This window comes from Variovorax guangxiensis (genome assembly GCF_003952165.1).
GTDB lineage: Bacteria > Pseudomonadota > Gammaproteobacteria > Burkholderiales > Burkholderiaceae_C > Variovorax > Variovorax guangxiensis.
In genome coordinates, this window is the sequence record NZ_RXFT01000014.1 from 128,009 (window position 1) to 151,696 (window position 23,688).

23 protein-coding genes and 1 tRNA gene are annotated in these 23,688 nt (G+C 69.6%); 9 read left to right on the forward strand and 15 right to left on the reverse strand.

The window, feature by feature from the left end:
• The first annotated feature begins 126 nt into the window (after positions 1-126).
• A complete protein-coding gene (locus tag EJP67_RS26685; protein WP_126024751.1) occupies positions 127-1,824 on the forward strand; it encodes an OFA family MFS transporter in 1,698 nt (565 codons plus the stop codon).
• 89 nt (positions 1,825-1,913) lie between these two features.
• Positions 1,914-2,261 carry a winged helix-turn-helix domain-containing protein gene (locus EJP67_RS26690; RefSeq protein WP_126024752.1) on the forward strand — a complete coding sequence of 116 codons (348 nt, stop codon included), beginning with the start codon at positions 1,914-1,916 and terminating at the stop codon, positions 2,259-2,261.
• A gap of 42 nt (positions 2,262-2,303) precedes the next feature.
• Here the strand turns inward: EJP67_RS26690 and EJP67_RS26695 are convergent, their stop codons facing one another.
• The gene (locus EJP67_RS26695; protein WP_126024753.1) at positions 2,304-2,570 is read right to left on the reverse strand and encodes a hypothetical protein; all 267 of its coding nucleotides are present in this window, start codon (positions 2,568-2,570) and stop codon (positions 2,304-2,306) included.
• A gap of 105 nt (positions 2,571-2,675) precedes the next feature.
• Here EJP67_RS26695 and modB point away from each other — a divergent pair, with 105 nt between their 5' ends.
• The 6 genes from modB (at position 2,676) to fdhD (ending at position 8,620) form a co-directional block, all read left to right on the forward strand.
• Positions 2,676-3,359, forward strand: a complete 684-nt coding sequence (gene modB / locus EJP67_RS26700) for a molybdate ABC transporter permease subunit (RefSeq protein ID WP_126024754.1) — start codon at positions 2,676-2,678, stop codon at positions 3,357-3,359.
• Between the two features lie 34 nt (positions 3,360-3,393).
• The gene (gene modA / locus EJP67_RS26705) at positions 3,394-4,143 is read left to right on the forward strand and encodes a molybdate ABC transporter substrate-binding protein (protein ID WP_126024755.1); all 750 of its coding nucleotides are present in this window, start codon (positions 3,394-3,396) and stop codon (positions 4,141-4,143) included.
• Positions 4,140-4,931 carry an ABC transporter ATP-binding protein gene (locus EJP67_RS26710; protein ID WP_126024756.1) on the forward strand — a complete coding sequence of 264 codons (792 nt, stop codon included), beginning with the start codon at positions 4,140-4,142 and terminating at the stop codon, positions 4,929-4,931. Before modA ends, EJP67_RS26710 begins: the two co-directional genes overlap by 4 nt.
• A gap of 86 nt (positions 4,932-5,017) precedes the next feature.
• Positions 5,018-7,381, forward strand: a complete 2,364-nt coding sequence (locus tag EJP67_RS26715) for an FdhF/YdeP family oxidoreductase (RefSeq protein ID WP_126024757.1) — start codon at positions 5,018-5,020, stop codon at positions 7,379-7,381.
• Positions 7,378-7,665 (forward strand): hypothetical protein, encoded by a 288-nt coding sequence (locus tag EJP67_RS26720; RefSeq protein ID WP_126024758.1) that lies wholly within the window; start codon positions 7,378-7,380, stop codon positions 7,663-7,665. The genes EJP67_RS26715 and EJP67_RS26720 overlap by 4 nt, the downstream gene beginning before the upstream one ends.
• Before the next feature lie 31 nt (positions 7,666-7,696).
• Positions 7,697-8,620, forward strand: coding sequence for a formate dehydrogenase accessory sulfurtransferase FdhD (fdhD, locus tag EJP67_RS26725; RefSeq protein ID WP_126024759.1), 924 nt, complete (start codon positions 7,697-7,699; stop codon positions 8,618-8,620).
• Here fdhD and mnmH read toward each other — a convergent pair.
• Genes mnmH through EJP67_RS26750 form a run of 5 tightly spaced genes read right to left on the reverse strand, consistent with a single transcriptional unit; the run spans position 8,548 to position 12,998 of the window.
• Complete coding sequence (gene mnmH / locus EJP67_RS26730; RefSeq protein WP_126024760.1) at positions 8,548-9,624, reverse strand: tRNA 2-selenouridine(34) synthase MnmH; 1,077 nt, start codon at positions 9,622-9,624, stop codon at positions 8,548-8,550. The two genes, fdhD and mnmH, sit on opposite strands and share 73 nt — an antisense overlap.
• Before the next feature lie 42 nt (positions 9,625-9,666).
• Complete coding sequence (phnE, locus tag EJP67_RS26735) at positions 9,667-10,467, reverse strand: phosphonate ABC transporter, permease protein PhnE (protein ID WP_126024761.1); 801 nt, start codon at positions 10,465-10,467, stop codon at positions 9,667-9,669.
• Positions 10,464-11,291, reverse strand: coding sequence for a PhnE/PtxC family ABC transporter permease (locus EJP67_RS26740; RefSeq protein WP_126024762.1), 828 nt, complete (start codon positions 11,289-11,291; stop codon positions 10,464-10,466). The genes phnE and EJP67_RS26740 overlap by 4 nt, the downstream gene beginning before the upstream one ends.
• Positions 11,288-12,115 carry a phosphonate ABC transporter ATP-binding protein gene (locus EJP67_RS26745; protein ID WP_126024763.1) on the reverse strand — a complete coding sequence of 276 codons (828 nt, stop codon included), beginning with the start codon at positions 12,113-12,115 and terminating at the stop codon, positions 11,288-11,290. Before EJP67_RS26745 ends, EJP67_RS26740 begins: the two co-directional genes overlap by 4 nt.
• 25 nt (positions 12,116-12,140) lie before the next feature.
• Positions 12,141-12,998: a putative selenate ABC transporter substrate-binding protein gene (locus EJP67_RS26750; protein WP_126024764.1), complete on the reverse strand. Its 858-nt coding sequence runs from the start codon at positions 12,996-12,998 to the stop codon at positions 12,141-12,143.
• 74 nt (positions 12,999-13,072) lie between these two features.
• Between EJP67_RS26750 and selD the strand changes: the two genes are divergently transcribed.
• The gene (gene selD, locus EJP67_RS26755; RefSeq protein WP_240650791.1) at positions 13,073-14,140 is read left to right on the forward strand and encodes a selenide, water dikinase SelD; all 1,068 of its coding nucleotides are present in this window, start codon (positions 13,073-13,075) and stop codon (positions 14,138-14,140) included.
• Between the two features lie 144 nt (positions 14,141-14,284).
• On the opposite strand, the gene EJP67_RS26760 is transcribed toward selD, so the two are convergent.
• From EJP67_RS26760 to fdxH, 9 genes are all read right to left on the reverse strand, one after another.
• Positions 14,285-14,377: transfer RNA gene (locus tag EJP67_RS26760), tRNA-Sec, on the reverse strand.
• A gap of 17 nt (positions 14,378-14,394) precedes the next feature.
• Positions 14,395-16,302: a selenocysteine-specific translation elongation factor gene (gene selB, locus EJP67_RS26765; protein WP_126024765.1), complete on the reverse strand. Its 1,908-nt coding sequence runs from the start codon at positions 16,300-16,302 to the stop codon at positions 14,395-14,397.
• 13 nt (positions 16,303-16,315) lie between these two features.
• The gene (locus EJP67_RS26770; protein ID WP_126024766.1) at positions 16,316-17,506 is read right to left on the reverse strand and encodes a ferritin-like domain-containing protein; all 1,191 of its coding nucleotides are present in this window, start codon (positions 17,504-17,506) and stop codon (positions 16,316-16,318) included.
• Complete coding sequence (locus EJP67_RS26775) at positions 17,472-18,332, reverse strand: phosphate/phosphite/phosphonate ABC transporter substrate-binding protein (RefSeq protein ID WP_126024767.1); 861 nt, start codon at positions 18,330-18,332, stop codon at positions 17,472-17,474. Before EJP67_RS26775 ends, EJP67_RS26770 begins: the two co-directional genes overlap by 35 nt.
• Positions 18,333-18,348: 16 nt before the next feature.
• A complete protein-coding gene (locus tag EJP67_RS26780; protein WP_126024768.1) occupies positions 18,349-19,464 on the reverse strand; it encodes an acyl-CoA dehydrogenase family protein in 1,116 nt (371 codons plus the stop codon).
• A 34-nt stretch (positions 19,465-19,498) separates the two neighbouring features.
• On the reverse strand, positions 19,499-20,947 hold the full coding sequence (gene selA, locus EJP67_RS26785; RefSeq protein WP_126024769.1) for an L-seryl-tRNA(Sec) selenium transferase: 1,449 nt from the start codon (positions 20,945-20,947) through the stop codon (positions 19,499-19,501).
• Positions 20,948-21,062: 115 nt separating this feature from the next.
• The gene (gene fdhE / locus EJP67_RS26790) at positions 21,063-22,070 is read right to left on the reverse strand and encodes a formate dehydrogenase accessory protein FdhE (protein ID WP_126024770.1); all 1,008 of its coding nucleotides are present in this window, start codon (positions 22,068-22,070) and stop codon (positions 21,063-21,065) included.
• Positions 22,071-22,080: 10 nt separating this feature from the next.
• On the reverse strand, positions 22,081-22,704 hold the full coding sequence (locus tag EJP67_RS26795; RefSeq protein WP_126024771.1) for a formate dehydrogenase subunit gamma: 624 nt from the start codon (positions 22,702-22,704) through the stop codon (positions 22,081-22,083).
• 13 nt (positions 22,705-22,717) lie between these two features.
• Positions 22,718-23,686, reverse strand: a complete 969-nt coding sequence (gene fdxH, locus EJP67_RS26800) for a formate dehydrogenase subunit beta (protein ID WP_126024772.1) — start codon at positions 23,684-23,686, stop codon at positions 22,718-22,720.
• Between the last annotated feature and the right edge of the window lie 2 nt (positions 23,687-23,688).

Consider the following 23,688-nt stretch of genomic DNA (forward strand, 5'->3'; position numbering starts at 1 on the left):
TGCCGCTCTCATTTAGTTATTGAATCAGGCCATGCCCTGATCGAATTTGACGGCGCTTAAACCGTTCGCAGACACTCCGCGCCCCGGATTAGCAAAAACTTACACATCCGGCGAACAAGGAGAAATATGGCAGGTTCATCTGCAGGCGTTCTCGAAGGAGAGCGCATCGTTGGAGCAGGGGCGCAACCGCAGCCCGGCTTCCTGGAAAAGGAACGCATCATCGCGGGCCCCGGCTTCAACCGCTGGCTCGTTCCACCGGCCGCATTGGCCATCCACCTGTGCATCGGCATGGCCTACGGCTTCTCGGTGTTCTGGCTGCCGCTGTCGAAGGCGCTGGGCACCGCCGGCACCGGCGCGCAGTCCTGCGCCAAGGACATGAGCTTCTTCGCCGAGCTCTTCGCCACCAACTGCGACTGGCGCGTGGCCACCCTCGGCTGGATGTACACCCTGTTCTTCGTCTTCCTCGGCTGCTCGGCGGCCCTGTGGGGCGGCTGGCTCGAACGCGCGGGCCCGCGCAAGGCCGGCGTGGTGTCGGCGCTGTGCTGGTGCGGCGGCATGCTGCTGTCGGCACTGGGCATCCACCTGCACCAGTTCTGGCTGATGATCCTCGGCTCGGGCGTGATCGGCGGCATCGGCCTCGGGCTGGGCTACATCTCGCCGGTGAGCACGCTGATCAAGTGGTTTCCCGACCGCCGCGGCATGGCCACCGGCATGGCCATCATGGGCTTCGGCGGCGGCGCGATGATCGGCTCGCCGCTGGCGGTCGACCTGATGAAGCGCTTCTCCACCGCCACCGACGTGGGCGTGATGCAGACCTTCGTGGTCATGGCGCTGGGCTACTTCGTCTTCATGATGGCGGGCGCGCTGGGGTACCGCGTGCCGCCCTCGGGCTGGAAGCCCGAAGGCTGGACGCCGCCTCCGGCGCAGGTCAGCAACACCATGATCACGCAGCGCCACGTGCACGTGCGCAAGGTCTGGGGCATTCCGCAGTTCTGGCTCGTGTGGCTGGTGCTGTGCATGAACGTGAGCGCGGGCATCGGCGTGATCGGCATGGCCTCGCCCATGCTGCAGGAAGTGTTCGGCGGCGCGCTGATCGACCTGCCCGCGAAGTACGGCGAGCTCGACAAGACGCAGCTCGCGGCCATCGCCGTGGTGGCGGGCGGCTTCACCGCGCTGCTCTCGCTCTTCAACATCGGCGGGCGCTTCGTGTGGGCGAGCATGTCGGACAAGCTGGGCCGAAAGCTCACCTACACGGTGTTCTTCGTGCTCGGCGGCATCCTGTACGCGAGCATTCCCTCTTCGGCGGGCGCGGGCAGCAAGCTGCTCTTCGTGGGCGCGTGCTGCGTGATCGTGTCGATGTACGGCGGCGGCTTCGCCACCGTGCCGGCCTACCTGGCCGACCTGTTCGGCACGCAGTTCGTGGGCGCCATCCATGGCCGCCTGCTGACCGCATGGGCCACGGCCGGCATCCTCGGCCCGGTGGTGGTGAACTACATGCGCGAATACCAGCTGGGCCTGGGCCTGCCGCGCGAGCAGGTCTACAACCAGACCATGTACATCCTCGTGGGCATGCTGGTGATCGGCTTCATCGCCAACCTGCTGGTGCGCCCGGTGGCCGACAGGCACTTCATGAGCGATGAAGAGCTGGCCGTCGAGAAGAAGCTGGCGCACGAGAAGGCATCTGCCGCCGAGGTGGGAGCCGGCTCGGGCCGCGCCGACACGGTGAGCCCGGCGGTCGTCGCGCTGGCCTGGCTGGCGGTGGGCATTCCGCTGGCCTGGGGCGTCTACAAGACGCTGGTGAGCGCCGCCAAGTTCTTCCACTGAAGACGGTCGGCAGCGGCAGTCGGCACCCCGGCTGCCGGCCGTTGCAGGCCGACAATGGCGCCCAGCATTGGTTTACGCTTGGCGCCCACATGAAATCCAAAGTCCAGTTCCGTCTGCGCGTCTACCGGGACGACGCCATCGCCATCGGTCCCGGCAAGATCGCGGTGCTCGAAGCCGTGGCCGAGACCGGCTCGATCTCGGCGGCAGCCCGGCTGCTGGGCATGTCTTACCGGCGGGCCTGGATGCTGATCGACGAGATGAACCAGTCGCTGGCCTCTCCGGCCGTGAACACGGCGGCAGGCGGCTCGCGCGGCGGCGGCACGGCGCTCACCCCGGTGGGCGAGGAGATCGTCAAGCACTACCGGGCCATCGAAAATGCTGCGCGCCTTGCCGCCGCGGCCGACATCCGTGCGCTCACGCGGCTCCTGGCGCAGTAGGTCCGCAAGCGACCATTGAGCTGCCGGACGCGCGGTTCATTGCTACTTGATAGCTCCCTGAATGCCTCTTCCGGCCGGCGGTACGGCCCACGCCGCCTCGCGGCGCAGCACCTCGCCGATGTCGCCCGCGTCGGTGGCGCCCACGAAGAACGATTGGCTTGCGCCGTCCGCGCCGACGATGGACAGCACGAAGCCAGCGGCATCCATGGTGCGTTCGATGCGCCATTCCTGTACCCGTGTCACGCGATGGCGAAGCTCCGGCCGGCCCGAGATCGAACGGACGACGGCGTCGTGGGCGGATGCGCGCATGGCGGGTGTCTCCTACGCTATATCCGTCAGTATATGGAGGATGACCGATTTGCGCACTCCTGAAAGAACATCGGGCTGAACGTGTAACAATCGCGCCGTATTTTCATGAACATGACGAACTCGCTCATCGCCTCGACCGACTGGTTCCCCCTGGTGCTGTCGCTCAAGGTCGCCGCCGTGGCGACCGTGCTGGCGCTGATCGTCGGCGTGGCGCTGGGCTGGGTGTTCGCGCGCAAGAAATTCTTCGGCAGCAACGTGCTCGAAGCCGTCTTCATGCTGCCGCTGGTGCTGCCGCCCACGGTGATCGGCTACGCCATCCTCGTGGCCGCGGGGCGCCGCAGCCCGCTGGGCGGCTGGCTGCGCGAGCACCTGGACTACACCATCATCTTCAGCTGGCACGGCGCGGTGGTGGCCTCGGCCGTGGTGGCGCTGCCGCTGGTGCTCAAGTCGGCCAGCGCGGCGTTCGCGGGCGTGGACCGCTCGCTCGAAGCAGCCGCCAGCACGCTGCGGCAGTCGCCGTTCTCGGTGTTCCTGCGTGTCACGCTGCCGCTGGCCTGGCCCGGCATCCTGGCCGGCACGCTGCTGGCTTTCGCGCGCGCCATGGGCGAGTTCGGCGCCTCGCTGATGGTGGCCGGCTCCATTCCGAAGCAGACCCAGACGCTGTCGATGGCCATCTACGACGCGGTGCAAGCCGGGCACGACGACCTCGCGCTGCTGCTGGTCATCGTCACTTCGCTGCTGTCCATCACCGTGCTGGTGCTGTCGAACCGCTTCTTCTCGCTTCGCTGATCTCGTGTTCCATCCATACCCACAAGGAGTTGCAATGCGTCCGTTCCGTCTCTTGTCCCTCGTCGTCGCGCTCGCATTGCCGCTGGCCGCCTCGGCCCAGCAGATCACAGTGTCCGCCGCCGCGAGCCTGACGGATGCGTTCAAGGAGATCGGACCCAAGTTCGAAGCCGCCAAGGCCGGCGCCTCGGTGCGCTTCAACTTCGCCGCCTCGGGCGTGCTGCTGCAGCAGATCGGCCAGGGCGCGCCGGTGGACGTGTTCGCCAGTGCCGACCAGGAAACCATGAACCGCGGCGTCGAGCAGAAGGCCATCGATGCCGCCACGCGCAAGGACTTCGTCACCAACAGCCTGGTGCTCATCGAGCCCGCCAAGGAAGGCGTGGGCCTGAAGTCGCTGCAGGACCTGAGCGGGGCCAATGTCAAGAAGATCGCCGTCGGCAAGGTCGCGACCGTGCCGGTCGGCCGCTACACCAGGCAGGTGCTCGACAACGCCAACCTCTGGACCGCGCTCGAACCCAAGTTCGTGCAGGCCGACAGCGTGCGCCAGGTGCTCGACTACGTGAGCCGCGGCGAGGCCGAGGCCGGCTTCGTCTACCGCACCGACGCGGCCATCGCCGGCGACAAGGTGAAGATCGCCTTCACGCCCACCGGCCACGCGCCCGTGACCTATCCGATCGCCGTGGTCGCCGAGAGCAGGCAGAAGGCGCTGGCCGGCGACTTCATCGCCTTCCTCTCGACGCCCGCCGCGCAGGAAGTGCTCGCGCGCTACGGATTCGGCAAGCCATGATCGATGTCGATCTGAAGCTCACGGTGGCCGACGGCCGCCGGCGCTTCGATCTCGCGGTGCGTTTCGCGACGGACGTGCCCTTTGCCGCGCTCTACGGCCCGTCGGGCGCGGGCAAGTCGCTCACCCTGCAGGCCATCGCCGGCCTGCTGCATCCCAGTTCGGGCCACGTGCGGCTCGACGGCCGCACGCTGTACGACTCGGCCCAGGGCATCGACGTGCCCGCGCCGGCGCGGCGCATCGGCTATCTCTTCCAGGACTACGCGCTGTTCCCGCACCTCAGCGTGCGCGAGAACGTCTCCTTCGGCCTGACTGCATGGCATCGCCGCAGGCCCGCCGCGAAGGACGCCGAGCGCGTCCATGCCCTGCTCGAAAGCTTCGGCCTCGCCACGCTGGCCGACAGCCGCCCCCAGAACCTCTCGGGCGGCCAGCGCCAGCGGGTGGCGTTGGCCCGCGCCCTGGCCTGCGAGCCGCAGGTGCTGCTGCTCGACGAACCCTTCGCCGCCCTCAACCCCATGCTGCGCGCCGAACTGCGCGAGGAACTCGCCCAGGTGCGCAGGCAGTGGGGCATTCCGGTGCTGATGATCACGCACGACATCGAGGACGTGCTCGCCCTGGCCGACGTGGCCTTCGTCTACAGCGAAGGCCGGGTGGTCCGCGAGATCGACCTGCACAACGCCGAGAGCCGCGATGTCGCGCTGCACGAGGCGGCCGGTGCTCGCCTCGCGGAAGACACGCCGCTGCGGCGCAAGCTGAGGGGGCTGCTGATGAGGGACACCCGGGGAGTCTGAGGCGGCTGGCTTCATTTCCTTTTTGAATCGCCGCATGTCCCGATTCAATTTGACGCTCCGCTGGCCCGCGGCGAACACTCGCTCGCATGAGCAGCGAGCAGAAGATCGAGTTTTACAAGGGCCCCGCGGGCGGTTGGGGCGCATTGCGCAGCGTGACGAACGCGCTGCTGCGGCAGGACATTCCCATCAAGGGCGCGAAGACGCTGCTCTCGGCCAACCAGCCTGACGGTTTCGATTGCCCGGGCTGCGCCTGGCCCGACCGCAACCACGCCTCCACCTTCGAGTTCTGCGAGAACGGCGTGAAGGCCGTGGCCGCCGAGGCCACCGCGCGCCGTGCCGGCCCCGAGCTGTTCGCGAAGCACACCGTGGCCGAACTGGCCGGGCAGAGCGACTTCTGGCTCGAAGACCAGGGCCGGCTCACCCACCCGATGGCCTACGACGCTGCGAGCGACAAGTACGTGCCGATCGAATGGGACGATGCCTTCGCGCGCATCGCCCGCCACCTGAACGCGCTGCCCGACCCCGACCGGGCCATCTTCTACACCTCGGGCCGGGCCAGCAACGAGGCGGCCTTCCTGTACCAGCTGTTCGTGCGCGAATACGGTACCAACAATTTCCCTGACTGCTCGAACATGTGCCACGAGCCCAGCGGCAGCGGCATGCGTCCGCAGCTCGGCGTGGGCAAGGGCACGGTCACGCTCGACGACTTCGAGAAGGCCGACGCGATCTTCATCTTCGGCCAGAACCCCGGCACCAACCACCCGCGCATGCTCGGCGAACTGCGCGCGGCGTCGAAGCGCGGCGCGCGCATCGTGAGCTTCAACCCGCTGCGCGAGCGCGGCCTGGAACGCTTCGCCGACCCACAGGACAAGCTCGAGATGGCGACCCTGGGCTCCACGCCCATCAGCACGCACTACTTCCAGCTGCGCGTGGGCGGCGACTTCGCCGCCATCAAGGGAATGATGAAGCACGTCATCGAGCGCGAGGACGAGGCCGTGGCTCGCAGCGAGCCTTCGGTGCTCGACCATGCATTCATCGCCGAGCACACCACCGGCTTCGATGCACTGGCGGCCGACCTGCGCGCCGAGCAGTGGGACATCCTGGTGCGCGAATCGGGCCTGAGCGAGGAACAGATTCGCGCTGCGGCCGACGTGTACCTGGGCGCCGAGCGCGTCATCGCCTGCTGGGGCATGGGCATCACCCAGCATCAGCATTCGGTGGCCACGATCCAGATGATCGGCAACCTGCTCATGATGCGCGGCAACATGGGCCGCGAGGGCGCGGGCGCCTGCCCGGTGCGCGGACACAGCAACGTGCAGGGCGACCGCACGATGGGCATCTGGGAGAAGCCGCCCGCCGCGCTGCTCGACCGCCTGCAGAAGGTGTTCGGCTTCGAGCCGCCGCGCCGCAACGGCGTCGATACCGTCGAGGCGATCCAGTCGATGCTCGACGGCAAGGGCAAGGTTTTCTTCGCGCTCGGCGGCAACTTCGCGGCCGCCACGCCCGACACCTACCAGACCTGGAAGGCGCTGCGGCAGTGCGAGCTCACGGTGCACGTGACCACCAAGCTCAACCGCAGCCACGTGATCCACGGGCGCGAAGCGCTCATCCTGCCGTGCCTGGGCCGCACCGAGATCGACATGCAGGCCGGCGGCCAGCAGGGCGTGACGGTGGAAGACTCCATGAGCATGGTGCACATCTCCATGGGCATCAACCCGCCCGCGTCGGAGCAGCTGCTGTCGGAGCCGGCCATCGTCGCGCGGCTCGCCGCGGCCACGCTGGGCGCGCGCAGCAACACGCCGTGGCTGTGGCTCATCGAGGACTACGCGCGCATCCGCGACAAGATCGAAGCCGTGTTCGACGACTTCAAGGACTTCAACGCCCGCGTGGCGCACCCCGGCGGCTTCCGCCTGCGCAACACCGCGAGCGAGCGCGTGTGGAACACCTCGTCGAAGAAGGCCGTGTTCTTCACGCATGCCGTGCCGCTGGACACGCCTTCGCACCGTGCCCGGGCACGATTCGCGAAAAAGGGCGACACCATCGTCTTCACGCTGCTGACTACGCGCTCGCACGACCAGTACAACACCACCATCTACGGCATGGACGACCGCTACCGCGGCGTGTTCGGCCAGCGCCGCGTGGTCTTCATCCACAAGGAAGACATCCGCTCGCTGGGCATGAAGGACGGCGACTGGGTCGATATCCAGACCGTGTGGAACGACGGCCAGGAGCGCCGCGCCGACCGTTTCAAGCTGGTGGCCTACGACATCCCGCGCGGCAACATCGCGGCCTACTACCCCGAGACCAATCCGCTGGTGCCGCTGTCGGCCGTGGCCGAGAACGCCGGCACGCCGACTTCCAAGTCCATTCCCGTGGTGCTGGTGCCGCACGAACTGCCGATCCAGAAACTGGCGGAGGACGAGGCAGACGGCATGGTGGCGGCGGCATGAGTGCGTTGCTGCAGGACAGCCTGTCGGTGGCCATCCTGCGCATGCTCGCGCAGGAGCCCGACGGCACGGGCGTCTCGCTGCCGCGCCTGGGCAAGCGGCTAGGCCAGGGTGCCAGCGTGCTGATGCGCCGGCTCACGATGATGGGCGATGCCGCCATCGGCGGCGTGCGCGGCCCGGGCTGGGTGCGCGTGGTGCAGCAAGACGACCGCTGGGTCGCGCACCTGCTCGAAGCCGGGCGGGCGCAGGTGGGAACACTTCCTCCCGAAGACGAGAACCGCGACTGAGCCGACAATGGCTCGACCAGCTGGAGCCCCCATGTCGAAGCCAGAAACCGACGATTCCGAAGACACCCTGCCGCCGCTGTCGCGGCACGCCGTGCGCGTGTTCGGCGAGCGAGGCGTCGCGCCCGAAGGCGAGTTGCGCGACGACACCCTTGCTGCCGAGGTGCCGGTGGCACTGGTGTTCAACGGCGTCTCGCACGCGGTGATGATGGCCACCCCGCAGGACATGGATGCCTTCGCACTCGGCTTCGCGCTGAGCGAGGGCATCCTCGACACCGCCGCCGACTGCCGCGGCATCGACGTGCGCACCGTCGATGCTTCCGAAGCCGGCCTGCCCGCCGGCATGCCCGGCATCGAGGTACAGCTCGAGATTTCCACGCGCAGCTTCGAGCGCCTGAAGGACCGCCGTCGCAGCCTCGCGGGCCGCACCGGCTGCGGCGTGTGCGGCGTCGAGAGCTTCGCGGGGCTCGATCTGTCTCCGCAGCCCGTGCCCCGGCGCGACTGGATCGAACGCATCGACCTGCCCACCGTGCTGCGCGCCTTCGCGGCCATGCCGCCGCGCCAGGTGTTCAACGCCGAAGCCGGCGCAATCCACGCGGCCGCATGGGCCACCGTCGACGGCGAACTCACCGACCTGATGGAAGACGTCGGCCGCCATAACGCGCTCGACAAGCTCATCGGCAGCCTCGCACGCGCGAACCGCCTGCAGGAGCCGGGCTTCGTGCTGATGTCCAGCCGCGGCAGCCACGAACTCGTGCGCAAGTGCGCGCGCGTGGGCATCGCGGCGATGGCGACCATCTCCGCGCCTACCGCCATGGGCGTGCGCATGGCCGAGCTGTGCGGCCTGCGGTTCTGGGGGCTGTGCCGCGCGCCACGGGGCGTGCTCTATGCCGATGGGCTCGGCGGGGCGGTTCTTTCGAGCGCCAGCACCGCATCGGCCACGGCCTCGATGCCCTGATCCGAAAGATCACCGGCCACCACGCGCTGCCGCCCCGCCCAGGCGCGGAAATGCAGCTCCTGCGACTTCTGATAGTGCGGGTCGTAATGCAGCGCCATCAGCTCCGCAAACAGATGCGGTAGATCCGCCTCATGCGCCCACTGCTGCCAGCGCAAAACGGTCTCCTTGCCCTGCAGTTCCTTGAGCGCGCCCAGCCTGTCGGCCAGCGCGTCCCGGTCATCACCCAGATAGGCGTAGTCGCGCAGCAGATAAGCCAGCCGTGCCTCGGGCGGGGCTGCCACCTCGATACATGGCGCGGCGCGCATTTGCGCCACCAGCGGCAGCGGCAGCGACAGCCGCCCGATGCGGATGCTCTCGCCCTCCACGTACAGCGGGCGCGAGAGGTCGACGGTCTCGAGCACCGCCGCGATGCGCGTCTCGAAGTGCTTCTGCGAAGGCTGCGCCACGCCCGGCAGCGAACCGAGCAGCGAACCCTTGTGGCGGGCGAAATCTTCCAGGTCGAGCACCTGTGCGCCGCGCGCGGCCAGCGCGTGCAGCACCCGGGTCTTGGCGCTCCCGGTGGCGCCGCAGATCACGCGCAGGTCGAGCTTCGGGGTCAGCGTATCGATCTGCGAGATGACGTGCCGGCGAAAGCTCTTGTAGCCGCCGGCGAGCTGCTGGGCGTCCCAGCCGACGAGGCGCAGCCAGGTGACCATCGAGCCGCTGCGCATGCCGCCGCGCCAGCAGTAGACCAGCGGCTTCCAGTTCTCGGGCCGGTCGGCCAGCGTCTCGCGCAGGTGCCTGGCGATGTTGGCCGCCACCATCGCGCCGCCGATGCGCCGCGCCTCGAAGGCGCCGGTCTGCACGTAGACGGTGCCGACGATGTGGCGCTCCTCGTCGTTCAGCACCGGGCAGTTGATGGCGCCCGGGATGTGGTCGAGCGCGAACTCGGCCGGCGAGCGGGCGTCGATCAGCGTGTCGAAGGCGTGGCGGTCGGCCACCCGCACGGGCTGGCGATGACTCATGGCAAAAGGAACCTCATGCCCCCGATTGTCGGTGACGGGGGATCAGGCGTAGGCTGGTCCAAGTCCTTTACGCAAGCGAGCGCTGGCAAAGTCCACCAGCGTGACCAGCACGAACATCGCGATCAGCACCGTCATCGCCTGCTGCTGCTGGAAGATCGACAGGTGGAAGTACAGCAGCTGCCCCAGCCCGCCGCCGCCCACGAAGCCCAGCACGGCAGCCATGCGGATGTTCATCTCCCAGCGGTAGAGCGTGTATGCCACCCACTGCGGCAGCACCAGCGGCAGGCTGGCGTAGCTGAAGGCAGTGACTGCATTCGCGCCCGACAGCGTCAGCGCCTGCTCGGGCTCGCGCGGCGCGTTCTCCAGCGCTTCGGCGAACAGGCGCCCCAGCACGCCCGTGGTGTGCAGCGATAGCGCCAGCGCACCCGCGAAGGGGCCGATGCCGGCGGCCAGCACCATCAGCGCAGCCCACACCAGCTCGGGCACGCTGCGCAGGAAGTTGAGCGCAAAGCGTGCGGCATGGCGTGGCAGCCAGCCTGCGCGGCCCGATGCGGGCAAGGCCAGCACCGCGCCCGCGAGCGCGGCCAGCACGGTGCCGAGGGCCGATACCGCCAGCGTCTGCAGGGCGCCGGTGCCCGCCTTGGCAAGGAAATCGGGCGAGAGGTCCGGCGGGAAGAACTCCACGATGAACTTGCCCATGAGCCGCAGCGACTCCATCGAACCGAGCGCGCGGTAGTCGATGCCCAGGTAGGCGAAGCTCGCGACAACCGCCGTGCCGATCAGCAGCAGGGCGATGCGGCAGCGCCAGCACGGCGCCGGGCGCGGAGGCAGCATCTGTGTCATGCCAAGAGCCTCCGCAACGCGCTGCTCAGCAGGTCGGCCAGCAGCACCAGCGCCAGGAACACCAGCAGGATGCTGCTGGCTTCGCCGCCGTTGAGCATCTTCATCGACTGGTCCATCAGCTGCCCCAGGCCGCCCGCGCCCACGAAGCCCATCACCACCGAGGCGCGCACCGCGCATTCCCAGCGGTAGACGGTGTACGAGGCCAGCTCCTGCGCAGTGTTCGGCAGCAGGCCGTAGCACAGCGCCGCGAGCCGGCCGCTGCCGCCTTCGAGCAGCGCGCGGGCCGGGCGCGTGTCGGCCGATTCGAGGATCTCCGCGTAGACCTTGCCCAGCATCCCGCCGTAGGTGATGGCCAGCGCCAGCACACCCGAGGCCGGCCCGAGCCCGAGCGCGCGCACGAAGAGCAGCGCCCAGACGATTTCCGGAATCGCCCGCAGCACCATCAGCAGCCAGCGCGCGGCCTGCCGAACGACGCCGGCCTGCACCCGGCTCGGCCCCGGTCCGATGCGCGAGATGGAGAGCGCGCGCGTCGTCACGAAGCCCAGCGGCGCGCCGATCAGCAATGCGAGGGCAGTGCCGGCCGTGGCCATGGCCAGCGTCTCCAGCGTAGCCTTGAAGAGCAGGGCGAGAAACGCCGGCGAGCCATCGGGCGGAAAGAAGCCCGCCAGGAAGCCGCCGATGACCGCGAGATTGCCGCTGCCGAACAGCGCCCACGGCTTGAACTCGGACAGCGCCAGCATCGGCCATGCGATGACCAGCGCGGCGGTCCATGCAGCCAGCCGGCGCGCGGCGTGCGGATCGCGCAAAGCTGCGGCCGTGCTCAAGGGCAGTCCGGCCGGTGGAAGGCCGCCTCCACTACCGCGACTGTTGCGGCACCCGCCGGCAGCGGTCGTTGCGTCGCGATGCCGCCTTCGCTCGCGTAGAGCGCATCGAGCATCCCGGGCGTGACCTGTGCGGCCGGCAGGTCGAACATCACCGCGCCGCCGCGCATGCCGACGATGCGCGGAAACCAGCGCAGCGCGAGGTCCACCGCGTGCAGCGAGGCCATCAGGGTCGCGCCCGTCGATTCGCTCTGCGCGACGAGTTGGCCGATGGCCGCGTCGGCCAGCGTGGGGTCGAGCGCGGACACCGGCTCGTCCGCCAGCAGCAGCGCCGGCCGCTGGTACAGCACGCGCGCGATGCCCACGCGCTGCAGCTGGCCGCCGGAGAGCCGGTCGCAGCGCTCGAAGAGCCGCTCTTCCAAGCCCAGCCGCGCGAGCGCCTCGTGCGCGCCGGCGATGTCCGATGGATGGAAAAGCGAGCCCAGCGCGCGCAGCGTCGACCACTCGCCCAGGCGCCCCGCGAGCACGGCGGTGACCACGCGCAGCCTCGGCGCAATGGGCGGCGACTGGTGCACGGTGCCGATGCGGGCGCGCAGCTTCTTCAGCGCTGCGGCCGGCAGCTGCCAAGGCCTGGTGCCCAGCGCCTGCACCTCGCCCTCGGTGGGCCGCAGCGCCGCGCCGAGCACGCGCAGCAGCGTGGTCTTTCCTGCCCCCGAAGGCCCGATGACGGCGATGCGTTCGCCGTCGCGCGCGGCCAGCGTCACGCCGGCCAGGGCGCGCTGGCCGTTGGGATGCACGACGCCCGCGCCGTCCAGCGAAAAGCTCATCCGCTCAGCTTGTCCGGCTTGCCTGTCACTTGATGAGGCCGGCCGACTTGCCCGCCGTCTCGATCCCGTCGTAGTTCGACGACTTGGTCGGGATGAACTTGCTCGCGCGCTGCAGCGCCATGATTTCCTTGTGCGCCGGGTTGGCCGGGTCGAGCTTGAGGAAGGCGTCGGTCAGCTTCTTCGTGACCGCGGGGTCGAGGCCGGGGCGCACCGTCCAGTTGTAGTCGTAGTAGGTCGGCGTGGTGGCCAGCACGCGCACCTTGGCGGCGTTGGGGTTCTTTGCCTCCACCAGCTTGTCCCACACCGACGCGTTGAGCACGCCGGCCTCGGCGCGCGAGGCGGCCACGAAGGCCACGGTGGCGTCGTGCGCGCCCGAGAACGCGACGGTCTTGAAGTCCTTCTCGGGGTTAATGCCAGCCTGCAGCAGGAAGTAGCGCGGCATCAGGCTGCCCGAGGTGGAGGAGGGCGCGCCGAAGGCGAAGGTCTTGCCCTTCAGGTCGGCCAGCGTCTTGGCGGTGCTGTCAACCGGCACGATGAACTTGCTGGTGAACACCTCGTCCTCCGCGCGCTGCACGATGGGCACCGCGCCGCCGTTGGTGCGGATGCGCGCCTGCACGAAGGTGAATCCGCCGAGCCAGGCCAGGTCGATCTTGTTGGTGGCCAGGCCCTCGACCACGGCGGCGTAGTCGGTCACGGGCGTGAACTGCACGTCCATGCCGGTTTCCTTCTTGAGATAGTCGCCCAGCGGCGTGAACTTGCGCTGAAGCTCGGTGGGCGCCTCGTCGGGAATGGCCGAGACGCGCAGCACGCCCTGCGCGAAGGCGCCGGCGCTTGCGGCGCAGAAGCTCAGGGCAAGGGCCAGTCGGGTGAGTGTCTTTTTCATGGATGCGCCTCGGAGGCTTGCGGTTTTGGAAAGGACGGGATTGTAGAAAGCGGGCCCGATTCGATAATCGCGCCATGAACCCGACTCTCATGAACCCGCTCGCGCCCCTGCGCCTCACGAGCTTTTCGCATGGTGGCGGCTGCGGCTGCAAGATCGCGCCAGGCGTGCTGTCGCAGATCCTGAAGAACCAGGCCGGCGGGCTGATTCCGCCCGAGCTCATGGTGGGCATCGAGACCGCCGACGACGCGGCCGTCTACCGGCTCAACGACCAGCAGGCGCTGATCGCGACCACCGACTTCTTCATGCCCATCGTCGACGACCCGTACGAGTTCGGCCGCATCGCCGCGACCAACGCGATCAGCGACGTGTACGCGATGGGCGGGCGCCCGATCATGGCGCTGGCGCTCGTGGCCATGCCGATCAACCAGCTGCCGGTGGAGGTCATCGCCGAGATCGTGCGCGGCGGGCAGGACGTGTGCCGCGCGGCTGGCATCCCGATTGCGGGCGGCCACACCATCGATTCGGTCGAGCCGATCTACGGCCTCGTCGCCATGGGCCTGGTGCACCCCGAGCGCGTGCGCCGCAACGCCGACGCGAAGGCCGGCGACGTGCTCGTGCTGGGCAAGCCGCTGGGCGTGGGCGTGCTCTCCGCCGCGCTCAAGAAGGAACAGCTCTCCGAGACCGGCTACCGCCAGCTCATCGAAAGCACGACGAAGCTCAACACGCCCGGCATCGCGCTTTCGGCGCTCGACGGCGTGCACGCGCTGACCGACGTCACCGGTTTCGGCCTGGCCGGCCACACGCTCGAACTGGCGCGCGGCGCGAAGCTCAGGGCCGTCGTCGAATGGTCGAAGGTGCCGCTGCTGGAGAACGTGCTGGCCATGGCCGCCGAAGGCTTCGTCACCGGCGCGTCGGGCCGCAACTGGGCCGGCTACGGCGCCGAGGTGAGCCTCGCGCCCGGACTGCACGCCACCACGCAGAACCTGCTGAGCGACCCGCAGACCTCGGGCGGCCTGCTCGTGAGCTGCGCGCCCGATGCGGTCGATGCGGTGCTGAAGGTCTTCCGTGACGAGGGCTTCTCGCGCGCGGCCGTCATCGGCCGTGTGGAAGCCGGCGAGCCCTCGCTGCACGTGGTGCCGTAGCGCCCCGCATTTCTCCCTCCCCCGCTGGGGGAGGGCAGGGGTGGGGGCAAGCGGCGGTCGATGAAGCACCGCGCAAAAATCAGCGTCGCTTGCCCCCATCCCAACCTTCCCCCAAAGGGGGGAGGAGCTAGACAAAGAAAACGGCGGAGGGAGGAAGGAGTCGAACCTTCCCGGCGACGGCTGGCGCCACCAACCGGGTTTGAAGCCCGGCCGCCCCACCAGGGACGATCTCCCTCCATGACTCATTTCGTCGTTCACGGCCTCGCCCCGAACAACGCCGTGTCGGGCCGCAGCAGGTGCGTGTCCTTCACGCGCCGCGTGTAGCCCACACGATCGAAGAATTCCAGCAGCTGGATCGCGCGCTTGCGCCCCAGCCCGGTCGCGTCCCTGAAGCTCGCGGCTTCCAGGCCCGCCGGCCCGTCGAGGCAATCGCGCGCGATCGCGGCGAGGCGCTCCACGGTCGCCAGCGGATAGTACAGGTCCTTCACCACCTGGAAGGTCTCGCCGCGCCGTGCGAGGCTTGCGAGCGTCTGCCGCACCATCGCCTCGCTCGCCGCGCAGTCCTTCGCAAGGTCGCGCACCCATGGCGGATCGAAGCCGCCATCGGCCAGCCTGGGCAGCAGCTTCTGCGCGAGCTTCTGCTCGGCCTCGTTGAGGCGCGCGGCGTGGTCCGGCAGATGCAGCCATGTGCCGCTGCGCACCAGCGTGCCGCGCGCGATCAACTCGTCGAGCGCATGGCGCCAGAGCGCGTCGTCGGTGCGCGGCCCGGCCAGGCGCTTGAGGCGGCGGGCGTCGGGGCCGACCTCGTCGGGCGCCGTGCGATGGAAATCCGCGAGGCGCTCGGCGATCTGCTCTTCGAGCGCCCCCAGGTGCGACCGAGCGATCGCCGTATGGCCGATGCGCACCGCGTCGGCAGGCAGCGGCAGCGCTTCTTCGTCGGCCAGCGAGAGCGCACGCACCACCTGCGCGGTGTCGATGCCCATCGGCGCGTTGTGCAGCAGCGCGGTCACGCGGGCAGCGCGGTCGTCGATGGCCCATGCCGCCAGCGTCCGCAGCCGCTCGGGCGTGCGGCGATAGCGCACCGGCGCGAAGGGATCGAGCACGTGCACGCCCGCCACCGTGCGCGTGGCCGAGGCATCGCGCAGCACGCCGCGGTCGCCGTGCCATGCGCCTACGGGTTCGCGCAGCACCAGCTGGGCCAGCGCGGTCTCGCCGGGCGCGAGGGCATCGCGGTCGAGCAGCGCGACCGATGCCATCACGTCGCTCGCGCCCAGGTGCGCATGCACCGTCGCACCCGAGCGCAGCGACCTCGCCTCGTCGGGCCACAGCGTGAGCAGCACGTCGATGCGCGCCGAGGCGAGCGCGACGGACTGCGCGCAGATCCACTCGCCGCGATGCACCTCGTCCTTGCCGATGCCGGCCAGTGCGAGCGCGCAGCGCTGCCCGGCATGTGCCGATTCGGCCTGCTGGTTCTGCGCATGGATGCCGCGCACGCGCACCGTGCGGCTGCCCGGCGCGATGCGCAGCTCGTCGCCGATGCGCACCGTGCCGCTGAAGACCGTGCCGGTGACGACGGTGCCCACGCCCGAGAGGCTGAACGACCGGTCCACCGCGAGCCGGAAGGCCAGGTCGTCTTCTCGCGCGCGCTCCTGGCGCGCCACGTCGAGCAGCCGCTCGCGCAGCGCATCGATGCCTTCGCCCGTCGTCGCAGATACCGCCAGCATCGGGGCACCGGCCAGCGGCGTGGGCGCTAGCAGGGCAGCGATGCCGGCCCGCACCTCCGCGAGCCGCGCCTCGCGCACGCCGGCATCGATGCGGTCGATCTTGGTGATGGCCACCGTCGCCGAGCGAACGCCCAGCAGCGCCACCACCGCGAAATGCTCGCGCGTCTGCGGCATCACGCCGTCGTCGGCCGCCACCACCAGCAGTGCGTGGTCGATGCCGGTCGCGCCGGCCAGCATGGTGTGCAGCAGGCGCTCGTGGCCCGGCACGTCGACGAAGCCCAGCGACACGCCGTCGGGTGCGTGCAGGTACGCATAGCCGAGCTCGATGGAAATGCCGCGCCGTTTTTCCTCGGGCAGGCGGTCGGTGTCCACGCCGGTGAGCGCGCGCACCAGCGTGGTCTTGCCGTGGTCGATGTGGCCTGCGGTGCCGATGATCATCGTGGGTGTGCCGTCACATGAAGTTGCGGGTGTGCAGCTCGGCGAGGCGCTGCGCCTCGTCGGGCCCGAAGCCCAGCCGCGAGAGCCGCGCCCGGCGCCCTGCAGCCATGTCGCGCTGCAATTGCTGCACGGCTGCGTGCCCGCGCGCGACGGCAGCGGGCGAGAGTTCGCCGGCCGCGAGCAGCACCAACGAATCGAACACCTCCTCGTTGAGGCCCGCCGTGCCGGCCAGCGTGTCGTAGCGCAGCTCGATGGCGTTGCGCAGCCGCACCTGGTAGTCGGGCTGCACCGAGAGCCGGTATTCCAGATGCGCCATGCCGAAGGCGACGTGGCGCGCCTCGTCGCGTGCGGCGAGTCGCGCGATCTGCCGGGTCACCGGGTCGGGCGCGTGCGCGTGCAAAAAGTTGAGCAGGTTCACGAAGCTGCCTTCGCCGAGCACGGCCAGCAGGAAGGTGGCGATGGAGAAATCGGGCGCGTCGAACAGCGTGCGCAGCGAGGCCTGCCCGCCCGCGGTCGAGAGCGCGGGCCGGTGGCCGCGCAGCGTGGCGCGCCGGGTGAAGACTTCGACATGCCGCGCCTCGTCGGCGCACTGCAGCGCCAGCAACTGCAGCACCTCGCGGAAATGGGGGTGGATCTGCCCCAGGTGGCGCGCCGGCACCAGCAGCGCGGCGTTCTCGTTCTCGATGAGGTACGTCATCACCTGCACGACTGCAGCCTCGACGGCGTCCGGCAGCTCGAAGGGCGCGTCCCAGTCGATGGCGGTTGCCGGGTCCCACTGGGCCGCGGCCGCCTGCCTGTAGAGCTCGCCGGCCGTCGCGGCCCAGAGTTCGTCGCGGCGGTGCAGCGCGAAGAAGAAGGGCGGGCTGCCGGCTTCCACCGTGGCACCGCGCGCGGCCAGGCCCCAGCCGGAAGCGGCGTCTTCGGCGGGGACATCGTCGGCGTTGCCGGTCGATTGCGCGCCGAGCCAGCGGCCCTCGGCATGCGGGCCGCGTGTGACCACTGCATCTTCTGCATCGAAGCGCAGCGCATGCCCCTGGCTCCGGCACCAGGCCTCCAGGTGCATGCGCCAGTCCGGCGAGCGTCCGCGCACGCGCAGCTCGCCGCGCACCGGCCGTTCGGCCAGTGCGCGGCGGATGAGCAGCAGGGCGCCCTGGTCGAGGCCCAGCGACTCAATATCGATAGTCGGGATTGGTGATGCGGCCATCGCCGTCGTAGAAACCTTCGTCGTCCACCGCGCGTTCGAGCAGCGCATAGCCGCTGGTGCGGCCGGTGCGCCATTCGCGCAGTCCTTCGAGCTCGAGCAGCGGGCGCACCTGCGGGTCGTCCCAGCGCATCGCCATCAGCAGCGAGACGAAGCGGTCGACCAGCGCCGCCGGCGCGCCGGGGCTGGTGGTGAAGTTGCAGTGGTCGTAGGCGCCGGTGCGCGCCACTACGCGGGTGCTGCCCGGCGGCAGCGTGCCGTCGAGGCCGAAGGCCAGGTGGTTGCCGTCGATCAGGCAGCAGGCGTCGATCTCGCCCGCCATCAGCGCCAGTGCCGCGTCGCGCTCGCCGCCGATGTGGTCGCCGTGCTTGCCGCCGAGCACGTCGAAGTAGCGAGCCTCGAAGTCGCGCTGCTTCACCAGGCCTTCGCTGCGCAGGTGGTCGAGCGGGATCAGCGTGGCCTGCGGCGAATCGAGTGCGCCGAGGCCGACGGTCTTGCCGCGCAGGTCTGTCAGCGACTGCACGGGGCTGTCGGCGCGCACGACGATGGCCGAGCGAAGGTCGCAGTCGGTGTCGCGCATGGCCACGGCCTGCACCTTCAGGCCCCGGCTGCGCGCGATGCGCTCGGCGCGCACCCAGGCCAGCGGCGAGTTCCATGCGAGGTGCAGCGTGCCGTCGAACTGCGCCTCGACCTGGCTTTCGTAGTTCGAATACAGCACGTAGTCGAAGGCCAGGCCGTTCTTCGCGAAGAAGGCCTTGAAGCCTTCCCAGATGGTGACGACCTTGGGCGCGTAGGCCACGGCGCCCATGATCAGCGTGGGTTCGGGCATGGAGTCGATCCTTTCCTCAGAACAGCGGCAAGCCGGTGATGGCCTTGCCGATGAAGTCGTAGAGCACGTCGGAGGTCGGCGCCATCACGCTCGATGCGCGGGCGTCGCGGAAGAGGCGCTCGATGCCCGCCTCCTTGCGGAAGGCCGCGCCGCCGCACACGCGCATCGCGATGTCGGTGACTTCCAAGGCGGACTCTGCGGCCGCAGCCTTCACTTCGAGCACGCGCAGCATGGTGTCGGCACGGCCCGCGCCGATGGCGGCGATGGTGTCGTCCAACAGTGCCTGCGCCATGTCGGCCTTGATGCGCGCCTTCGCAAGGTAGGCGCGGATGGTGGGCAGGTCGGCCAGCGACGAATCGAGGTGCACGTGCCGCGTCTGGCCCACGTGGCCGATGGCGGCCTGCAGCGCGCCTTCCATCAAGCCGGTGGAGCAGGCGGCGCTGAGCACCGAGAACCATGGCAGCACCACGCCCATCATGGTGTCGAAGCCCTTGCCATCCTCGCCGAGCCGAGCGCTCGCGGGAATGCGCACGTTGCTCGCTGTGATCGGCGTGGAGGCGTTGCCGCGCAGGCCCAGCCCGTCGAAGCGGCCGGGCTGGCTCAGGCCGTCGGACTTGGCATCGACCAGCCACAGCGTGCTGGCCCCTTCGGCGGCGAGCGGCTTGCTCGACCACACGTAGCTGTCGGCCTCGAAGGCGGATGTGACCCAGCTCTTGCGCGCATCGAGCACCACGTTGCCGCCGTCCGCGCGCGCGGTGCCGGTGGGCGCCCAGAAATGGCTGCGCGAATCGGCCTCCGAAAAGGCCAGCGTGCTCAGGTGCGTGCCCTTGGCGATCGCGCGGCGCGTTTCCTCGGGGCCGAACTGTTCCAGCACTGCCGTGGCGCAGTAGTGCATGCACACGATCATCGCGGTGGAAGGACAGGTCTGCGCGATGCGCGAGACCACCTGCGCGGCCTCCTTCAGGCCCAGGCCCTGGCCGCCGACCGACGCGGCCGAGACCAGCCCGAGCAGGCCGGCCTCGCCCAGCGCCGAGATCGTCTCTCGTGGAAAGCGTGCCTCGGCGTCGGTGCGCTGGGCCAGGGGCTTCAGCGTTTGCGTTTCGATACCGGCGAGCACGTCGAGGGGGTTCATCGCTTTCTCCAGGGAGGCGGTTGAGGGAATCGATCTACAGGAGGCGCTCGCGCAGAGTGGCGAGCTGGTCCGTGAACGGGGCGCTGTCTTCCAGGCAGCGCAGGTCGAGCAGCAGGCGGTCTTCGGCGACGCGGCCGATCACCGGCAGCGGCAGGCCGCGCAGCGCGGTGGCGAGGGCATCGAGCGCGGTGCCGATGCCCTTCTTCGAAGTGCCGGCCGGCGCGATCGCAAGGCCCGCCGAAGGCAGCCGCTCGACCGGCAGCGATCCGGAGCCGATCTGCCCGAGCAGCGGCACCACCTCGACGGTGAAGCGCGGCGCCACGGCCGCCTGCACCGGCTCGCGCAGCGCCTGGGCCATCTCCCGGATCGCATCGGCGGGGCGGGTGAGCAGCCGCAGCGTCGGCAGGTCCTGCGCGAGGCGCTCGGGCCGCAGGTACAGCGACAGCGTGGCTTCGAGCGCCGCCAGCGGCAGCTTGCTCATGCGCAGCGCGCGCTTCATCGGGAACTTGCGGATGCGGCCGACGGCCTCCTTGCTCCCCACGATGAGGCCGGCCTGCGGGCCGCCCAGCAGCTTGTCGCCCGAGAAGGTGACCACGTCGCAGCCGGCCGCGAGCATCTCCTGCGGCAGCGGCTCGCGCGGCAGGCCATAGCGCGCGAGGTCGATGAGCGAGCCGCTGCCCAGGTCGGTGGCCAGTGGCACGCCGCGCGCATGCGCGATGCCCGCGAGCGTGGCCTCGTCTACGGCGGCGGTGAAGCCCTGCACCGCGTAGTTGCTGGTGTGCACCTTCATCACGAGGGCAGTGCGCTCGTTGATGGCGCGCTCGTAGTCCTGCGGGTGCGTGCGATTGGTGGTGCCGACCTCGACCATGCGCGCGCCCGCGCTGGCCATCACGTCGGGCATGCGGAAGGCGCCGCCGATCTCCACCAGCTCGCCGCGCGAGACGATCACCTCGCGTTCGCGCGCCAGCGCGGCGATGGTCAGCAGCACGGCGGCCGCGTTGTTGTTGACCACCGTGGCGGCCTCGGCGCCGGTGATGGTGCACAGCAGCTCTTCGACCAGCGAGTCGCGGTCGCCGCGGCTGCCGGTGGCGAGGTCGTATTCGAGGTTGTTGGGCGATGTCATCACCGCGAGCAGCCGCTGCAGCGCAGCGTCGGCCAGCAATGCGCGGCCCAGGTTGGTGTGGATGACTGTGCCCGTGAGGTTCAGCACCGCCTTCATGCGCGGCGCGAGGCGCGACTGGATACGCGCGGCGAGCGCGCCGCCCAGTGCATCAGGCTGCACCTCCGCAGCGGCGAGCTTGCCCGCAACGGCTTTCGCGCGCAGGCCATCGAGCAGCGCACGCGCCTCTTTCACCACGAGCGTATGGCCATGCTCGGCCAGCAAGGCGCCCGGCACGGCGAGGCGCAGCAATTGATCGACAGAAGGCAGATCCTGGGGCCTTGCCGTCGAGCCGTGGACCACGGACTCTTCGGGCATCGCCATCAGCCGCCTCCGCCGTCGTCGGGGGGCCGGCGCGCCCGGCCGCCCGAAGCGGCCGGCCTGCCCCCGGTAGGGGGTTGGCGGACCGACACGAAGTGCGGGAAGCCTGGGGGGAAGGTCATGTTTCGGGCTCGCCGAAAAGGAGCATCAGGTTGTGGCCGCTGCGCTGGTGGCCAGCTTCCGACACGAGCAGATCCAGCGTGACGCTCGCCAGGTCGTCGGCGACAGGCTCGACCTCGGGGTCTTTTTCCATCACGACCTGCTTGAGGTAGTGGCCGCAGCTGTCGCAGCACTCGGCCTTCACCGCGCCCTCGCGCGCGCCGGTGGCGGGCACTTCCACGCCGGGCTGCGGCGACAGCGACTCGAAATGGATGCCCTTGGTGCTCTCGCAATGCGTGCACTTGATGCGCACGTAGTGCCACTCGGTGCCGCACAGCGAGCAGTGCAGGTAGCGGAAGCCCGCCTCGTCGGCGCCGATGCGCGTGATGCTCACCGTGGGTGCGCTGCCGCAGCAGGGGCATTCGTTGCCGGGGTCGGTGCGGCCGTAGCTGTTCTCGCCCGCGCTCTCGGCCACCTGCAGCACCAGCTGCGTCCAGTAGGCCTGCAGCCCCGCGGCGATCAGCGGCGCGGCGGCGAGGTTGAGCCCGAACATGATGCGGCGCGAGAGCCGGTCAGCCTGCGCGTCGATCCATGCATCGTCGGCGGCCGCCACGCGGTCCAGCGTGTCGCGTGCGGGGCCTTCGGGCAGCCGTGCGCGGAAGAGAGCGAGCAGCCGCCGCAGCTCCTTCAGCCACACGGGGTCGCGTGTCCAGCCGAAAGCCGGCATCGGCGGCTTGAGCACCTTCGCGGCGGCTTCGAGCGCTTCGGCCTCGGGCAGCCCGACTGGCGCGTAGTCCTGCAGCACCTGGTGCTGCGCCTGCGCGAGGTCGGCGATGAAGATCAGGTACTCGCGCATCGGATGCGAGGCGGCGAGCTGGCGCAGGCGAAGCTGCCGGTCGGAGAAGGCGAGGGCGCGCACCGGCAGGCGCAGGAACGGCATCTGCCGTCCGGCCTGCATCGCGATCTGCTCGGGCTCGAGGACGCGGGTGGTCCGGATCGGCGGTGGGCTGCCGGTGGAACTCGTCATCGGCGCAGTATCACTCACCTCGCGTCATTTTGCGATGCCAGAGCGGATGGTTGAGTTTTGCCCAGCCTTCGGTGACCGTACCTCGCGTCATTGCCCGCAGCGTGCCCTTGACCCAGATGGCGGCGTAGATGTGCGTGATGACCGAGAGGATCAGCACCACGGCCGAGGCCGCGTGCACCACTACTGCGATGCGCCGCACGAGGATCGGGAAGAAGCCGACGAACCACGGGCTCCAGAACATGAAGCCCGTCACCAGCAACAGCAGCAGGCTGATGCCGAAGGCCCAGAACACCAGCTTCTGGCCGGCGTTGTACTTGCCCACGGCCGGCATGCCCGACTTGTCTCCCTTGAGCATCTTCGGCGCGTTGGCGAGCCAGTCGCGGTCGCTTCGGTCGAGGGTGTTCTCGCGCCACATCGTGAAGAACAGGAACACGAAGCCCAGCACCATCAGCAGGCCCATGAAGGGATGCAGGATGCGCGTCCATGGCCCGCCGCCGAAGAGCGCGCTCAAAAAGAAGAGGCTCGGGTGGAAGAAGGCCAGGCCCGAGAGCGCCGCCGCGAAGAACATGATCGCGACGAACCAGTGGTTCATGCGCGTGGCGTCGCGGTAGCGGCGAAGGTAGTAGCGTGTCATCGCGTTCTTCTCCTCATGCGCGGGGCGCGGTGGGCGGAGCCGAAGTAGCCGGGGCCGGCGGCTCCTCGATCACCACCACGTCGTCGGGCCTGCCGTCGCGGTCGGCGTCGGGGTGGTCTTCCTTGGGCTCGATGGGGCCGGTCTTCATGTAGTGGAAGAAGCTGCCCACCACGGCGCCGATCATGGCGACCATGGCGAGCGGCTTTGCCACGCCCTTCCACAGCGACACCAGCGGGCTGATGTGCGGGTCCTTCGGCAGGTCGGCGTAGAGTTGCGGCCGGTCGGCGTGCTGCAGCACGTACATCACGTGCGTGCCGCCCACGCCCGCCGGGTCGTACACGCCGGCGTTGGCGAAACCGCGCTCCTTCAGGTCGACGATGCGCTCCGAGGCGTACTCGTGCATGTCTTCCTTGGTGCCGAAGTGCAGCGCGCCGGTAGGGCAGGCTTTCACGCAGGCCGGCTCCAGGCCCACGCCCACGCGGTCGGAGCACAGCGAGCACTTGTAGGCCTTGTTGTCGGCCTTGCTGATGCGCGGCACGTCGAAGGGACAGCCGGTGACGCAGTTGCCGCAGCCCACGCAATGCTCGCTGATGAAGTCGACGATGCCGTTGGCGTACTTGACGATCGCGCCTGGCGCCGGGCACGACTTCAGGCAGCCCGGGTCGTCGCAGTGCATGCAGCCGTCCTTGCGGATCAGCCATTCGAGCTTGCCGGCCTCGGGCTCCACCTCGGAGAACTTCATCACCGTCCAGGAGGCGGGCGTGAGGTCGACCGGGTTGTCGTAGGTGCCATGCGTGGTGCCGACCTCGTCGCGCAGGTCGTTCCACTGCATGCACGCGACCTGGCAGGCCTTGCAGCCGATGCAGGCCGACACGTCGATCAGCTTCGCGACCGGCTGTACCTGCGGGCGGTGACGGATCTCCGGCGACGGCGTGGTCGTGGCCGAGCGGGCGGCGATGTCGAGGGTTTGAAGAGAGGACATCG

Bases quoted from the DNA above. Each gene is read 5' to 3' on its own strand.
- EJP67_RS26685 (WP_126024751.1), top strand. From the start codon at position 127: ATGGCAGGTTCATCTGCAGGCGTTCTCGAAGGAGAGCGCATCGTTGGA.
- EJP67_RS26690 (WP_126024752.1), top strand. From the start codon at position 1,914: ATGAAATCCAAAGTCCAGTTCCGTCTGCGCGTCTACCGGGACGACGCC.
- EJP67_RS26695 (WP_126024753.1), bottom strand. From the start codon at position 2,570: ATGCGCGCATCCGCCCACGACGCCGTCGTCCGTTCGATCTCGGGCCGG.
- modB (WP_126024754.1), top strand. From the start codon at position 2,676: ATGAACATGACGAACTCGCTCATCGCCTCGACCGACTGGTTCCCCCTG.
- modA (WP_126024755.1), top strand. From the start codon at position 3,394: ATGCGTCCGTTCCGTCTCTTGTCCCTCGTCGTCGCGCTCGCATTGCCG.
- EJP67_RS26710 (WP_126024756.1), top strand. From the start codon at position 4,140: ATGATCGATGTCGATCTGAAGCTCACGGTGGCCGACGGCCGCCGGCGC.
- EJP67_RS26715 (WP_126024757.1), top strand. From the start codon at position 5,018: ATGAGCAGCGAGCAGAAGATCGAGTTTTACAAGGGCCCCGCGGGCGGT.
- EJP67_RS26720 (WP_126024758.1), top strand. From the start codon at position 7,378: ATGAGTGCGTTGCTGCAGGACAGCCTGTCGGTGGCCATCCTGCGCATG.
- fdhD (WP_126024759.1), top strand. From the start codon at position 7,697: ATGTCGAAGCCAGAAACCGACGATTCCGAAGACACCCTGCCGCCGCTG.
- mnmH (WP_126024760.1), bottom strand. From the start codon at position 9,624: ATGAGTCATCGCCAGCCCGTGCGGGTGGCCGACCGCCACGCCTTCGAC.
- phnE (WP_126024761.1), bottom strand. From the start codon at position 10,467: ATGACACAGATGCTGCCTCCGCGCCCGGCGCCGTGCTGGCGCTGCCGC.
- EJP67_RS26745 (WP_126024763.1), bottom strand. From the start codon at position 12,115: ATGAGCTTTTCGCTGGACGGCGCGGGCGTCGTGCATCCCAACGGCCAG.
- EJP67_RS26750 (WP_126024764.1), bottom strand. From the start codon at position 12,998: ATGAAAAAGACACTCACCCGACTGGCCCTTGCCCTGAGCTTCTGCGCC.
- selD (WP_240650791.1), top strand. From the start codon at position 13,073: ATGAACCCGACTCTCATGAACCCGCTCGCGCCCCTGCGCCTCACGAGC.
- selB (WP_126024765.1), bottom strand. From the start codon at position 16,302: ATGATCATCGGCACCGCAGGCCACATCGACCACGGCAAGACCACGCTG.
- EJP67_RS26770 (WP_126024766.1), bottom strand. From the start codon at position 17,506: ATGGCCGCATCACCAATCCCGACTATCGATATTGAGTCGCTGGGCCTC.
- EJP67_RS26775 (WP_126024767.1), bottom strand. From the start codon at position 18,332: ATGCCCGAACCCACGCTGATCATGGGCGCCGTGGCCTACGCGCCCAAG.
- EJP67_RS26780 (WP_126024768.1), bottom strand. From the start codon at position 19,464: ATGAACCCCCTCGACGTGCTCGCCGGTATCGAAACGCAAACGCTGAAG.
- selA (WP_126024769.1), bottom strand. From the start codon at position 20,947: ATGGCGATGCCCGAAGAGTCCGTGGTCCACGGCTCGACGGCAAGGCCC.
- fdhE (WP_126024770.1), bottom strand. From the start codon at position 22,070: ATGACGAGTTCCACCGGCAGCCCACCGCCGATCCGGACCACCCGCGTC.
- EJP67_RS26795 (WP_126024771.1), bottom strand. From the start codon at position 22,704: ATGACACGCTACTACCTTCGCCGCTACCGCGACGCCACGCGCATGAAC.
- fdxH (WP_126024772.1), bottom strand. From the start codon at position 23,686: ATGTCCTCTCTTCAAACCCTCGACATCGCCGCCCGCTCGGCCACGACC.